Origin of the sequence: Chryseobacterium gambrini, assembly GCF_027920505.1 — a bacterium.
GTDB lineage: Bacteria > Bacteroidota > Bacteroidia > Flavobacteriales > Weeksellaceae > Chryseobacterium > Chryseobacterium gambrini.
Map to the genome: position 1 here is coordinate 2,974,652 of NZ_CP115857.1, position 13,128 is coordinate 2,987,779.

Below are 13,128 nucleotides of genomic sequence, written 5' to 3' on the forward strand. Positions count from 1 at the left end.
TAAATAAATAATCGAATTGATATTTGTCATAAAAGGAGCGAATAACAGCAACAAAAAAACCGCTACAAACTGAATTGTAACGGTTTTTAAATTATTGTTAATGATTCTTATGCAGGAATTTCACCTTTGTATAAGAATGAGATAATCTCTTTGTTTAGCTTCTCGATCATTTCGCTGAATAAGTGGAAAGATTCCTGCTTATAAATTACCAACGGATCTTTCTGTTCGTAAACAGCTCCCTGTGAAGATCTTCTTAAATCGTCCATTTCGCGAAGGTGAAGCTTCCAGTTTTCATCGATGATGGATAACGTGATGTTCTTTTCAAAATCGTTGATTAAGCTGTCGCACTGCGTTTCATAAGCCTCTTTAAGATCGGTTACGATCGTCATTGTTTTATGACCGTCTGTGAAAGGAACCTGAATCATTCTGAACATTGAACCCTGATTCTGATAAACATTCTCGATAATCGGGAAAGATTTTTCTTTCAGTAAGTTCAGCTTCATCTGATAATCTTCCTGAGCCGCTTTGAATAAAATATTCGTTAAATCCTGAACTGTTTTATTCTTGAAATCGTTCTCAGAAACCGGGGATTCCATCGTAAATGTTTTGATGATCTCGTATTCAAAATCTTTATAGCTTCCTGTCGCCTTTCCTTTTGCTGCGATAGAATTTGCCACATCAAAGATCATATTGGTGATGTCGTACTTCAGGTGATCTCCGAACAAAGCATTCTTTCTTCTCTTGTAGATGACGTCACGCTGTTTGTTCATTACATCATCGTACTCAAGAAGTCTCTTTCTTGTTCCGAAGTTGTTTTCCTCTACTTTTTTCTGTGCTCTTTCGATAGATTTTGAGATCATGGAATGCTGAATCACTTCACCTTCCTTATGACCCATTCTGTCCATCATTTTAGCGATTCTTTCAGAACCGAATAAACGCATTAAGTTATCTTCCAGAGAAACATAGAACTGAGAACTTCCCGGATCTCCCTGTCTTCCTGCTCTACCTCTCAACTGTCTGTCAACACGTCTTGAATCGTGTCTTTCCGTTCCGATAATTGCCAAACCTCCCGCTTCTTTTACTTCTTTGGTAAGCTTAATATCCGTACCACGACCCGCCATGTTGGTTGCAATGGTTACAACACCCGGCTGTCCTGCTCCGGCAACGATTTCTGCTTCCTTCTTGTGAAGTTTTGCATTCAGAACCTGATGCGGAATTTTTCTTAGCTGTAATGCCTTAGATAATAACTGAGAAATTTCAACAGATGTTGTACCTACCAGAACGGGTCTTCCTGCAGCCGTTAATTTTTCAATTTCTTCAATTACGGCATTGTATTTTTCACGGTTAGTTTTGAAAACTAAATCCTGTCTGTCGTGTCTTAAAATCGGACGGTTGGTAGGAATTACCACCACGTCTAATTTATAAATTTCCCAAAGCTCTCCTGCTTCTGTTTCCGCAGTACCGGTCATCCCCGCAAGTTTGTTGTACATACGGAAATAATTCTGAAGGGTAATGGTTGCAAACGTCTGCGTTGCAGCTTCGATTTTTACATTTTCTTTCGCTTCAATCGCCTGGTGAAGACCGTCTGAATAACGTCTTCCTTCCATGATACGACCAGTCTGTTCATCAACGATTTTTACCTCACCGTCAATAACCACATATTCATCATCTTTTTCAAATAATGTATACGCTTTCAACAGTTGGCTCATGGTGTGAACTCTTTCAGATTTTTCTGCAAAATCAGAGAAAAGTCTTTCTTTCGCTTCAAATTCTTCTTCTTTAGATAAATTCTTAGCTTCCAGTTCTGCGATTTCTGTTCCGATGTCCGGAAGAACGAAGAAGTTAGAATCAGAATTTCCCTGAGACATATATTCAACACCCTTGTCCGTAAGATCAACCTGATTGTTCTTTTCTTCAATGACGAAGTAAAGATCTTTATCTACAATCGGCATATCGCGGTTGTTGTCCTGCATATATTGCGCTTCAACCTTCTGAAGCAAAGCACGGTTTCCGCTTTCCGATAAGAATTTAATTAATTGTCTGCTCTTAGGAAGACCTCTGTAAGCCTGAAGCAATTTGAAACCTCCTTCTTTCGTGTTTCCTGCAGCGATTAATTTTTTTGCTTCGTTAAAGATGGTAGAAACTGTTTTTTTCTGAACTTCAACGATTCTGTCGATAGAAGGCTTAAGAACATCAAATTCCTGTCTGTCTCCCTGCGGAACCGGACCTGAAATAATCAACGGTGTTCTTGCATCATCTACCAATACGGAATCCACCTCATCCACGATGGCAAAGTTCAATTCTCTCTGCACCAGTTCTGAAGGTGAAGTTACCATGTTGTCTCTCAGATAATCGAAACCGAATTCATTATTCGTTCCGTAAGTGATATCTGAATTGTATGCTTTTCTTCTTCCGTCTGAGTTCGGTTGGTGATTATCGATACAGTCGATTGACATTCCGTGGAATTGGTACAATGGTCCCATCCATGCCGAGTCTCTTTTCGCAAGATAGTCGTTCACCGTTACAACGTGAACTCCTCTTCCCGGAAGTGCATTTAAGAAAATTGGAAGCGTACCTACCAAAGTTTTACCTTCTCCGGTCGCCATTTCGGCAATTTTACCGCTGTGTAGGATAATACCCCCGATAAACTGAACATCGTAATGTACCATGTCCCAGTTTACAGGCGTTCCTGCAGCGTCCCATGAGTTTTTCCAGACAGCCTGATCTCCCTGAATTTCCACGAAATCTTTTCCTGCGGCAGCCAGTTGTCTGTCCCAGTCTGAAGCCGTTACACGGATTTCTCCGTTTTGTGCCCATCTTCTTGCTGTTTCCTTCACCAAAGCGAAAACTTCGGGAAGAATCTGGCTCAGAACTTTTTCTTCAATTTCGTATGATTCTTTCTTCAGAGACTCAATTTTCGAGAAAAGCGCTTCTTTTTCGTCCACGTTTTTCGAATTTTTAATCTGCTCCTGGATCTGTTCTATCTGAGCTGTGATTTTGCTGGTTGCAGATTTAATATTTTCTTTAAACTCAGCAGTTTTTTCTCTTAAACCATCATCAGACAATTGCTGAATAGCGGGTTCAACAGCTTTGATTTTTGTTACAACTTTTTTTACTTCTTTTAGGTCCTGCGCTTTTTTGTCTCCCAAAAACCCTTTTAGAACTTTGTTTAAAAAACTCATAAATTTTTTGCTTTATGCTTAAAAGGATATCCTTTAAGCGTTTTAAATAACACTTATTGTGTAAAAAATAATATATAAAAAAGGGCAAAAAAGCTCTAAGCAGAGCCTAAAGCTTATTGCTTTTCATTAATATTCGTCTTCGTTCCAAAGATAATCTTCGTCCGTAGGATAATCGCTCCAGATCTCGTCGATCGCGTCATAAATTTCTCCTTCATCTTCGATAGCCTGAAGATTTTCCACTACTTCCATTGGTGCACCAGTTCTGATTGCATAGTCGATAAGCTCTGCTTTAGTCATTGGCCAAGGTGCGTCACTTAAGTATGAAGCTAATTCTAATGTCCAGTACATAATTTTCTAATTTTTTGCAAAAGTATAAAATTAGCTTATATTATATGCTTTTTTATACTTGATTTTCAATTCTTTTTATTAAATTTTGTTCACCGTGTGCCTTCAGAAAGTGTTTAAGGTACTTTCCCCGGCTTACTGAGGTCATTTTCTCAAAAACCATTCCACAAATTTTTTTATGCCATTTTGGAAGTTTGTGTCAGGTTTGTAGCCAATTAATGTTCTTGCTTTGGTAATATCGGCATTGGTTTTCAGGACATCTCCGGGCTGCATTGGCAGATTTTTGCGGATGGCAGATTTTCCCAATGTCTTTTCTATCGTGGAAAGCATTTCATTTAAATTAATCACTTCGCTCTCACCAAGATTAATGATTTCGTAAACGTCTGAATGATTTTCAAGATATTGAACAGATTTCCAGATTCCGTCTACCACATCATCAATATAGGTATAATCTCTCGCAGTACTTCCGTCTCCGTAGAAAGGGATTTCCTGATCTTCGGAAATGAGTTTTGTGAATTTGTGGATGGCAAGATCAGGTCTTTGTCTGGGTCCGTAAACCGTGAAAAACCTGAGCTGGATCATATCTATTTTATATAAATCATGATAAACGTGTCCTAAAATTTCACCACATTTTTTGGTTGCTGCATAAGGAGAAATGGGATTGTCTACATTGTCAGTTTCAGAAAAAGGGATCTTTTCATTATTTCCGTAAACGCTTGATGAGGAGGCGCAGACAAATTTATTGATATTGAAATCTTTACAAAGTTCCCACAGATTCATGGTTCCGCGGATGTTGACTTCTTCGTATTCTAAAGGTCTTTCAATAGAAGGACGGACTCCCGCAAGTGCAGCAAGGTGAATGACGGTGTCTATTTTATGGTTCTTAAATATTTCCTCCAAACCATTTTTATCGCGGATGTCCTGATAATACAGCCTGTAATTTTCTGATTGTGAAAGAGAAATTAATTTTTTAATATCATTATCTTTTCCGGAGTACTCAAAATCCGAAAAATATTGAATAGCGTCTAAAGTATTTTGAATTTTTATCTGATAGCTGTAGAAATCATCAAAATTGTCAATGTTTATGACAGAATGTCCTTTTTTCAATAATTGCTCAGCAAGATGGGAACCTATGAAACCGCTTCCTCCGGTTATGAGATAATTCATTTGTTGGTTTTTAATTCCACAAATTTATTAAAATACTTGGATGCTCTTTTTATACTTTTGCTATAAATATCATAAATGATTAATTTTCAAAAATTATTCACCCTGCCAAAAGAAGAAGAGGAAGAATTTACTTTTCAGGAAATTGAAGAGGGAATCTACTTTCGAGGGCATAATCTCTGGCTTCTGGTGATCTCTATGGGAATTGCCTGCATCGGTTTAAATATCAACAGTTCGGCGGCAGTAATCGGAGCGATGCTGATTTCTCCTTTAATGGGACCTGTTGTAGGTATTGCATTCGGATTTTCAATCGGGAACAGGCATCTGATCAAGCTGGGCATTTTCAACTGGCTTCTGATGATTATCGTTGCCCTTTGTTCTTCCACCCTGTATTTCCTTGTTTCTCCTTTTCATTCTGAGACATCCCAACTGGAAAGTTTTAAAACAGCGACTATTTTCGACTGTTCTCTGGCTTTGTTGGGCGGTTTTGCGTGGTTTCTGGGAATTGTAAGAAAAGAAGCCATAAAAGTAATTGCCGGAGTTGCGGTTTCTACCGCCTGTATTCCGCCGCTTTGTACAGCAGGATTTGGGATTGCCAACGGAAACTTGGAATATTTCTGGGGCGGATTTTATTTTTACCTCATCAATTGTTTCTTTATTGCGGTAGGAACATGGATTCTGAGTCTTGTACTCGGTTATCAGAAGTACTACATGGAAAAAGGAAAGGCGGCGAACAGAAAGAACTCATTAATTATAAGTCTGGCTTCTGTTATTATTCTGCTTCCGAGTGTTTTACTCACCAAAAAGAAATGGGAAAAAGAAACACTGAAAGAACGGTCTGAAAATTACATTAAAAAGATCAGAGAAAATCATCCGGAACTCGCCATCATCAATTATGAACCTTTTAAAGAAGGAGAAAGCAATTTTCTGAGAATTACGGTACTGAATGACAGCGTTTCCCTCAGTAAAAAAAGGCTGGATGAGCATAATGATCTGGTAAAAGACATTCATCTGATCTGGCAATATTCGCCACATTCTGAAAATATGAATAATCCGGACGTAAGAAAACTCCAGAATCAGATTGATGCTTTAAAATCAGAAATCAACCTGATGAAATCTGAGAACAAAATCAAATAAATTTTAATTTTTTTATATTTACTTAAACTTAATACAATGCAGTTTCAAGGGCAAATTTTAAAGATGACGAGCTTCCACGACGAGCCGATCCAATATTACCTTAATCTTTCCGGTGATCTTATCCACATGAACGAACTTTTCGGAAAAGAACTTACCATAAAACATACGGGGTACCAATGCGTAAACTGTGGCGAAAATAAACCGATTTACAGAATGGGCTTCTGCAAAAACTGCTTCTTTGAAAGTCCTTATGCGAGCGATACCATCATTCGTCCCGAACTTTCCACAGCACATCTTGGAATTGCGGAACGGGATTTGGATGTAGAAAAGGAAATTCAGTTACAGCCACATACCGTTTATCTTGCGTACACGGGAGAAGTAAAAGTAGGGGTTACGAGAAATACACAGATTCCTACAAGATGGATCGATCAGGGCGCTACATTTGCGCTGCCGATTGCGAGAACGGAAAACCGATATGAAGCGGGAATGATAGAGGTTGCTTTGAAGCAGCATGTTGCCGATAAAACAAGCTGGAAGAAAATGCTTCAGGACGATTTTGAAGATGATATAGATCTTGCCGATTTTCAGCAGAAGATAAAAGAATATTTTCCTGAAGATTTCCAGAAGTTCTACAGTGAAGGCGAAAATCTGTGGAGATTCGATTATCCGTTTGAAAAACCTGAAAAGGTAACTTCCTTTACTCTTGATAAAAGACCTGAATATACAGGGAAATTAAATGGAATTAAAGGGCAGTACTTAGGTTTCGACGGAGGCGAGTTTATTAACGTAAGAGGACATGAAGGGTATGTAATTGAATTGACTGTTAAAAATTAATAGAATATTGAATTAAAACCAAATCACAAAAAATGAAAGGATGGGTAAAAAAATTATTTCTTGCTCTCGGAATTCTGCTGGTAATTGTTTTGCTGGCAAATCTTGGGCTAAATATCTGGCTGAAAACAAGGCTTCCGAAATACATTAAAAACAATACGGATTACAAAGTCTCCTACAAAAGTCTGGATGTTGATCTTCTGTCGGGGAATATTCTTTCGACAGGAATTACCGTCAACAGCAAAAACCCCCAGAATTTCAATGTTATAGGGCTTCAGGGTACGATTGACACTTTGAAAATAAGCCGTTTCGGCATTTATGATGCCATTTTCAATAAGCAGATCAGCTCATCAGATTTATTGCTGTCCAAACCTAATCTGAATATTATTCTTGCCAAACCGGTTGATACAAAAACCGGAAAGAAGAGAAACCCGGTACGGTTTGACAACATCCGCATCAATGAAGGAAATATCAGCATTTTCAGATTTACGAAGCAGAAATTCTTTTCGGTGCAGGATCTGAATCTGTATGTGGAAAATCTTCAGATGACGGAAGAGTCCGTAGAAGATAAATTGCCAGTGGTTTTCGATCAGTACTCCATTAAAGGAAGTAATTTCTTCTTCCGTCCGGATAATGTGTATGCATTGGAAATCAATAAAATAGAAACGAGAAACGGACAGATGTCGATTGATCATTTTCAACTGACTCCACTCGTTACTTTTGAACAGTTTAAAAAATATTATCCTAAAAAGACGCAGCTTTTTCAGTTTAATATCGAAAAAATGGAATTCAAAGATATTGTTCTGAAAAAGAATAAAGTGTCTTTGGCAAATGCTGTTTTTTATAATCCTGATTTTAAGATTTACACCACCGATGCAGCTCCGGTAAAGCCTAAAAAACCGCTTAATTTTGATATTGATCTCGAAGATATTAAGCTAAACAATGCTACTGTTCAGGTGATGAAACCTAACGGAGAAAAACTTCTCTACGCACAAAAGGCAAACCTGAACATCAATACACTGAGATTTGACAAGGAAACAAGGGAAGAGCTGATTCCGGTAGGATATAAAGACTTTCAGTTTTCAGCGCAGGATATTTTGTACTCTGATCATCAGGATTTTAATGTAAAAAGTTTCACGTTAAATCCGAAAAAAGGAGAAATCCGAAATATTTCTGTCGTTCCGAATGGTTCAGCAGCAGGAAAAACTTCCATGAATCTTGTCGCAAATTATATTGGTTTCAACATCAATAAATGGGAATCTGTTGATAAAAAACTTAACCTTGATGTAAAAGATGTTCTGGTAGATCAGGTGAAAGGAAGCATCAAAGCGGGAGAAATAAAAACAGCGAAAAAAACAGCCAATCTCAGTGGGATTCAGTTTCCGATAATCATCAGAAAAGTAGTGCTGAAGAATTCTGATATTACGTATGAGAAAAACAACCAGCCGTTGAGTTTTGCCCGTCTCAATGCAACCATTAATGATATTCAGCTTACCTCAAAACCCGACAACTCAGGAATCGCTGTTGATGTAAAAAACTATGCGCTTACTTCGGGCAATTTTGCTTACAAAACGCAGTTTTATCATATGACTTCCGGCGCTTTGAAGGTGGATAAAAACAATATCCGGCTCTCTCAGTTTGCGATGAAGCCTCTCGTTTCGAGAGCGCAGTTTATCAAAATGATTCCCGTGGAAAGAGATTTATACGATATTAAAGTGAATCAGATTACGGCAAACGGAACATGGGATCTGTTTTCTGACAATAAATCGATTAATGCTTCTAATGTTACTATTGAGTCTGCCGATGCCAATATTTTCAGAAGTAAAATCCCGAAAGACGATCCTAAAGAAAAACCTTTGTATTCCAGATTGTTACGGTCTATAAAAATTCCGATGGTCGTTAATAATCTGAATCTTAGAAATTCTGTTCTCGTATATGAAGAAGATACGCCTGAAAGTGCAGGACCGGGAAAACTGACATTCAGCAACTTTAATATGAATGTTAGAAACCTCAACTCTGCCAAAATGAAAGGAAAACCGACAAGAGTAGACATTAAAATAGACTGTTCTTTTATGAAGCTTGCTCCGCTTTCGGTCAACTGGAATTTCGATGTTGCCGATCAGCGTGATGTGTTTGCTATTTCGGGAAGAACCACCAATCTTCCGGCGCAGGGAATCAACCCGTTCATCCGTCCTTATCTTCATGTAACGGCAACGGGAACCATTCAGGAAATGCTTTTTAATTTCAGAGGGGATCCGAAAGGGCTGAACGGAAGTTTTAATCTGAAACATAAAGACCTTAAAATTGCGGTGTTAGATAAAAACAACCGCGAAAAGAAAGGGTTTTTAACTGCCGTTGCCAATCTTCTGGTAAAAACAGACTCGGGAAAACTTCCTGAAGATGTACAAGTGGAAGATGTGGAAAGAGATCCTACCAAATCATTCTTCAACCTTTTCTGGAAAGGAATTGAACAGGGTCTGAAGAAAACTTTGATCGGAATTAATATAGACGGTGCTAAAAAGACTGTGAAAAATGTAAAAGAAGATATGAAAGGCATGAAGCAGTCGGTAAAAGAAATAGGTCAGGAGATAAAGAATAAGCCCGATCAGAATAAAGAAGAGCAGCCCAAAAAAGAAACTGAGAAGAAAGGTTTTCTGAAAGGCATATTTAAGAAAAAAGAAAAATCCGGAACTGAATAAGTCCGGATTTTTATCATATTTAAATTTAGAAATTGTAATCGTCGCTTTCATCAATGGTGATTGCTCTTAAAAACTGATCGAATTCTTCGCCGGGATAATTGCTGTCTGCTCCGTAAGAATCGATGATCATTCCCATATTTCCTGCTGTATCTTTTACCAGATAAAGCACTGCATTATCATCAGGATTGCTGTCTCCCTCAAAACGGTACGTTTTCAGAACCGTTAATTCTGAAGGCTTATACACCTTGTCTGAATTTTCAAACTTCATTTCGCACTGTTCATTCATTCTGAACTCACGGTGTACTCCTCTTTGTGCCAATTTTGCCATTACCTGACTTAAGGTTGTCATTTTATCAATATTGTCTGTATTTTCCATAATAATATTTTTGTTTTAAACTACAATAATTAAACCATTGATCGCTTTGTTGTGGTATTGGCAAAGATTATATTTTTAAATTTTTTCAATATCTGTTAACAAAATTTATCGTGACAGAAAATGTTTGGGTATACTTTTTGCAATAACGAGAATATATAAATCAGACAGAATATGAAAAAAGAAGTCGGAGTTTTACTGGCAGGAGGAGTTGGTCTTTTGGCAGTATTAAGTATCATAGGAATAAAAAAAATATTACACAGAAAAGATAAAAAATACAGTGATGCCTATTCGGATTATCACAGACATTTCGAAGACAAAAACTATGACGATGAATATCATGGCGTAGAATTTTATGCACTGAAGTAGTTAAAAAATATATCCAATCATGTTAAAATCCGGGGCTTTTAAAGTTTCGGATTTTTCTTGTGTAAAACTTTAATGTTAAAATTCATTTTTTTATCATCATTCCACTCTAATTTTACATCATCAATGAAGAACGAAAATACCATAAAAGGTCAGGGCGCACAGCGAAATGTAAGCAATCGTTTCGACCGATATACTTTTGAGCCTGAAGATGATGAGTTGGAAACCATAAAAACGTCCTTTACCGAAGTTTTCCCTAAAAGTATCGTTAATCAGGTAAAAAGCGATGATCTTCCGATGGAATATTCCATGAATCCTTATCAGGGCTGTGAACACGGCTGTTCCTACTGCTTTGCAAGACCTACTCATGAATATTGGGGATACAGTGCAGGAATTGATTTTGAAAGGAAGATCATGGTGAAGAAAAATGCGCCGGAACTATTAGAAAAGTTTTTTCAGAAAAGAGGATATCGACCGGCTCCCATTTTACTTTCAGGAAATACAGACTGTTATCAACCCGCAGAAAGGCAGTTTGAGATTACCAGAAAAATACTGCAGGTCTGTCTGGATTACAGGCATCCGGTTCATGTTCTTACAAAAAACGCTTTGGTTCTTCGCGATATCGATATTCTGCAGCCTCTAGCCGAACAAAATCTTGTGTCCGTTTCTCTTAGCATTCCCACCATCAATGAGGAACTTCGAAGAAAAATGGAACCGAGAACCAGCGCTGCAAAAAACAAATTGAAGGCCATAGAAATTCTGTCTGAACATAAAATTCCTGTCAATGTGATGGTCGCGCCGATTATTCCCGGATTAAACAGCGATGAACCTTTAACCATTTTAAAAGCAATCTCTGAAGCAGGAGCGCAAAGTTTCGGATACACTCTGGTAAGATTAAATGATACGGTAGAGCCGGTTTTTGTGAACTGGATTGAAAATGCATTTCCGGACCGTGCTCAGAAAGTTTTAAATCTGATCCGTTCCATGCGGGGCGGAAAATTAGGTGAGAAAAAGTTCTTCGACAGACAAAAGGGAGAAGGAAATATTGCAGAAATGATTCATAACACCTTTAAAATAGGGCGAAAAAAGTTTTTCGATGGAAAAGAATTTCCGAAACTTTCTGCCAAGAATTTTACAGGAGCAAAAGATCAGCAGCTGAGGTTGTTTGATTAACAGTTTCACAAAAATAAAAACCGCTCCAAAAGAAACGGTTTTTTTTATAACTTTTTTGCAGTCTACATATCCGTTACAGGACATTCGAAATCTTTGCTGCATGCAGCGCATACAATGATGTCTCCGCAAACATACATACAAAAATCCGGTTCATCCGGAAAAGACTTAATTCCTCCTGCTCCTTTAATTCCCTTTAATTGGCTTTTGCTTAGTTTTTTTAAATTTTTCATATTGTTTTAGTTAAAAATTTGATACTAATGTAAAAATAATCAAAATTTTAATAAATCAAACTATTGTGGGATATTTTAATTAATTTTTCAATGGAAATAAAATATGAATGAATTTTCATATATTGGTGAATAATATTTTTAGAATTTTATAGTTAAATATTTATCATAATAAAGCGGTTTCCGAAAAGCTGACAGAGTAGGAGTACATCAAAATCAAAAAACTATGAAAAATTTTAAAAAGCTTTCAAGAGAAGACAAAAAAAGAATTTCTGCGGGCTATGGTCCTGCGTATTGCATTGAGGGAGGAGGTCCCGGTTCAGGCGGCTGTGGCGCAAATGAAATCTGTTCCGGCGGAAAATGTGTGCCGTACCAAGATCCGGGAGGAGATCCGGGAAATCCCGGCGGCGGCGGAGATACTTATACCTGTATCTGTCCGTGGGGAACTTTTACACAATCTACTCCATGCCCTGAATTCTACTGTATTACAGGATAATAAAGATTATAAAGTAAGAAAAGGGAAGGTGTTTATTACCTTCCTTTCTTATATTATGTAATCATTTCTTGCTGTCTGAAAGGCATAAAAAAACCGGGTAAATTGCCCGGTCTGTATTTATTTTTTGATCAATCCTAATTCAATTAATCTTTCGTGTAAAAATTCTCCTGCTGTTGTATCTTCATACAGTTTCGGGTGATTTTCGTCTACACAATTTTCAAGAGCATTCAGTGACATGGAGCTCACAGGATGCATAAAGAAAGGAATTGAATATCTTGAAGTTCCCCACAATTCTCTTGGCGGATTTACCACTCTGTGAATCGTAGACTTCAGTTTATTGTTGGTATGTCTCGAAAGCATATCTCCAACGTTAATCATCAGTTCGTCCGGTTCTGCAATCGCATCAATCCATTCTCCTTTGTGATTCTGAACCTGAAGACCTTTTCCCTGAGAACCCATCAAAAGGGTAATAAGATTAATATCTCCGTGAGCTGCAGCTCTTACTGCATCATTCGGCTCTTCCGTGATCGGAGGATAATGAATGGGTCTTAAAATAGAGTTCCCTTCTGCAATTTTATCATCAAAATAAAATTCATCAAGACCAAGATACAGCGCCAAAGCTCTCAAAACATACTGCCCTGTTTTTTCCAGCATCTGGTAAGCTTCTTTACCTACCTCGTTGAATTTTGGAAGTTCTTCAACGATTACATTATCAGGATACTCGCTTTTGTATTGGGAATCATCAGACACATACTGTCCGAAATGCCAAAACTCTTTCAGGTCTCCTTTTTTGAAGCCTTTTGCAGTCTCCTTACCGAATCCTACATAGCCTCTTTGTCCGCCAATCCCCGGAATCTCATACTTCTGTTTCGTTTCCGTTGGCAATTCAAAAAAGTTTCTTACCTCTCTATACAGTTCATCCACCAATTTGTCATCAAGAAAATGGCCTTTTAAGGCTACAAAACCAATTTCTTCATAAGCTTTTCCGATTTCATTTACAAATTTCTGTTTGCGTTCCGGGTCACCCGAAAGGAAATCACGCAGGTCTACACTAGGTATTTTATCCATTTTTAGAAATTTACGAACTGCTAAATTACAGATTTTTAAATTAAAAATTATTTCGTGTTACGCATTT

Annotated in this window: 12 protein-coding genes; 6 read left to right on the forward strand and 6 right to left on the reverse strand. The window is 37.7% G+C overall.

The window, feature by feature from the left end:
- Positions 1-107: 107 nt before the first annotated feature.
- From secA to PFY09_RS13530, 3 genes are all read right to left on the reverse strand, one after another.
- Positions 108-3,182, reverse strand: a complete 3,075-nt coding sequence (gene secA, locus PFY09_RS13520; protein ID WP_076391236.1) for a preprotein translocase subunit SecA — start codon at positions 3,180-3,182, stop codon at positions 108-110.
- 126 nt (positions 3,183-3,308) lie between these two features.
- Positions 3,309-3,530, reverse strand: a complete 222-nt coding sequence (locus PFY09_RS13525; protein ID WP_027382805.1) for a DUF2795 domain-containing protein — start codon at positions 3,528-3,530, stop codon at positions 3,309-3,311.
- A gap of 141 nt (positions 3,531-3,671) precedes the next feature.
- Positions 3,672-4,694, reverse strand: a complete 1,023-nt coding sequence (locus PFY09_RS13530; protein WP_271160050.1) for a GDP-mannose 4,6-dehydratase — start codon at positions 4,692-4,694, stop codon at positions 3,672-3,674.
- Positions 4,695-4,769: 75 nt separating this feature from the next.
- On the opposite strand from PFY09_RS13530, the gene PFY09_RS13535 reads away from it, so the two are divergent.
- From PFY09_RS13535 to PFY09_RS13545, 3 genes are read left to right on the forward strand one after another with little or no spacing between them, the layout of a single operon-like run.
- The gene (locus tag PFY09_RS13535; protein ID WP_271160051.1) at positions 4,770-5,828 is read left to right on the forward strand and encodes a DUF389 domain-containing protein; all 1,059 of its coding nucleotides are present in this window, start codon (positions 4,770-4,772) and stop codon (positions 5,826-5,828) included.
- Between the two features lie 36 nt (positions 5,829-5,864).
- Positions 5,865-6,662 carry a DUF2797 domain-containing protein gene (locus PFY09_RS13540; RefSeq protein WP_271160052.1) on the forward strand — a complete coding sequence of 266 codons (798 nt, stop codon included), beginning with the start codon at positions 5,865-5,867 and terminating at the stop codon, positions 6,660-6,662.
- Positions 6,663-6,694: 32 nt separating this feature from the next.
- Positions 6,695-9,358 (forward strand): hypothetical protein, encoded by a 2,664-nt coding sequence (locus tag PFY09_RS13545; protein ID WP_271160053.1) that lies wholly within the window; start codon positions 6,695-6,697, stop codon positions 9,356-9,358.
- Between the two features lie 25 nt (positions 9,359-9,383).
- Here the strand turns inward: PFY09_RS13545 and PFY09_RS13550 are convergent, their stop codons facing one another.
- Positions 9,384-9,734, reverse strand: coding sequence for a hypothetical protein (locus PFY09_RS13550; RefSeq protein ID WP_116099114.1), 351 nt, complete (start codon positions 9,732-9,734; stop codon positions 9,384-9,386).
- Positions 9,735-9,905: 171 nt separating this feature from the next.
- Here PFY09_RS13550 and PFY09_RS13555 point away from each other — a divergent pair, with 171 nt between their 5' ends.
- The gene (locus tag PFY09_RS13555) at positions 9,906-10,100 is read left to right on the forward strand and encodes a hypothetical protein (protein WP_087706921.1); all 195 of its coding nucleotides are present in this window, start codon (positions 9,906-9,908) and stop codon (positions 10,098-10,100) included.
- 123 nt (positions 10,101-10,223) lie between these two features.
- Positions 10,224-11,270 carry a PA0069 family radical SAM protein gene (locus PFY09_RS13560; RefSeq protein WP_271160054.1) on the forward strand — a complete coding sequence of 349 codons (1,047 nt, stop codon included), beginning with the start codon at positions 10,224-10,226 and terminating at the stop codon, positions 11,268-11,270.
- Between the two features lie 62 nt (positions 11,271-11,332).
- On the opposite strand, the gene PFY09_RS13565 is transcribed toward PFY09_RS13560, so the two are convergent.
- The gene (locus PFY09_RS13565) at positions 11,333-11,500 is read right to left on the reverse strand and encodes a bacteriocin-like protein (protein WP_271160055.1); all 168 of its coding nucleotides are present in this window, start codon (positions 11,498-11,500) and stop codon (positions 11,333-11,335) included.
- A gap of 223 nt (positions 11,501-11,723) precedes the next feature.
- Between PFY09_RS13565 and PFY09_RS13570 the strand changes: the two genes are divergently transcribed.
- On the forward strand, positions 11,724-11,993 hold the full coding sequence (locus PFY09_RS13570) for a bacteriocin-like protein (protein ID WP_271160056.1): 270 nt from the start codon (positions 11,724-11,726) through the stop codon (positions 11,991-11,993).
- 117 nt (positions 11,994-12,110) lie between these two features.
- On the opposite strand, the gene PFY09_RS13575 is transcribed toward PFY09_RS13570, so the two are convergent.
- Positions 12,111-13,061: an isopenicillin N synthase family dioxygenase gene (locus PFY09_RS13575; RefSeq protein WP_271160057.1), complete on the reverse strand. Its 951-nt coding sequence runs from the start codon at positions 13,059-13,061 to the stop codon at positions 12,111-12,113.
- Positions 13,062-13,128 lie beyond the last annotated feature (67 nt).

Coding starts and splice junctions, on each gene's coding strand:
- secA (WP_076391236.1), bottom strand. CDS start 3,182: ATGAGTTTTTTAAACAAAGTTCTAAAAGGGTTTTTGGGAGACAAAAAA.
- PFY09_RS13525 (WP_027382805.1), bottom strand. CDS start 3,530: ATGTACTGGACATTAGAATTAGCTTCATACTTAAGTGACGCACCTTGG.
- PFY09_RS13530 (WP_271160050.1), bottom strand. CDS start 4,694: ATGAATTATCTCATAACCGGAGGAAGCGGTTTCATAGGTTCCCATCTT.
- PFY09_RS13535 (WP_271160051.1), top strand. CDS start 4,770: ATGATTAATTTTCAAAAATTATTCACCCTGCCAAAAGAAGAAGAGGAA.
- PFY09_RS13540 (WP_271160052.1), top strand. CDS start 5,865: ATGCAGTTTCAAGGGCAAATTTTAAAGATGACGAGCTTCCACGACGAG.
- PFY09_RS13545 (WP_271160053.1), top strand. CDS start 6,695: ATGAAAGGATGGGTAAAAAAATTATTTCTTGCTCTCGGAATTCTGCTG.
- PFY09_RS13550 (WP_116099114.1), bottom strand. CDS start 9,734: ATGGAAAATACAGACAATATTGATAAAATGACAACCTTAAGTCAGGTA.
- PFY09_RS13555 (WP_087706921.1), top strand. CDS start 9,906: ATGAAAAAAGAAGTCGGAGTTTTACTGGCAGGAGGAGTTGGTCTTTTG.
- PFY09_RS13560 (WP_271160054.1), top strand. CDS start 10,224: ATGAAGAACGAAAATACCATAAAAGGTCAGGGCGCACAGCGAAATGTA.
- PFY09_RS13565 (WP_271160055.1), bottom strand. CDS start 11,500: ATGAAAAATTTAAAAAAACTAAGCAAAAGCCAATTAAAGGGAATTAAA.
- PFY09_RS13570 (WP_271160056.1), top strand. CDS start 11,724: ATGAAAAATTTTAAAAAGCTTTCAAGAGAAGACAAAAAAAGAATTTCT.
- PFY09_RS13575 (WP_271160057.1), bottom strand. CDS start 13,061: ATGGATAAAATACCTAGTGTAGACCTGCGTGATTTCCTTTCGGGTGAC.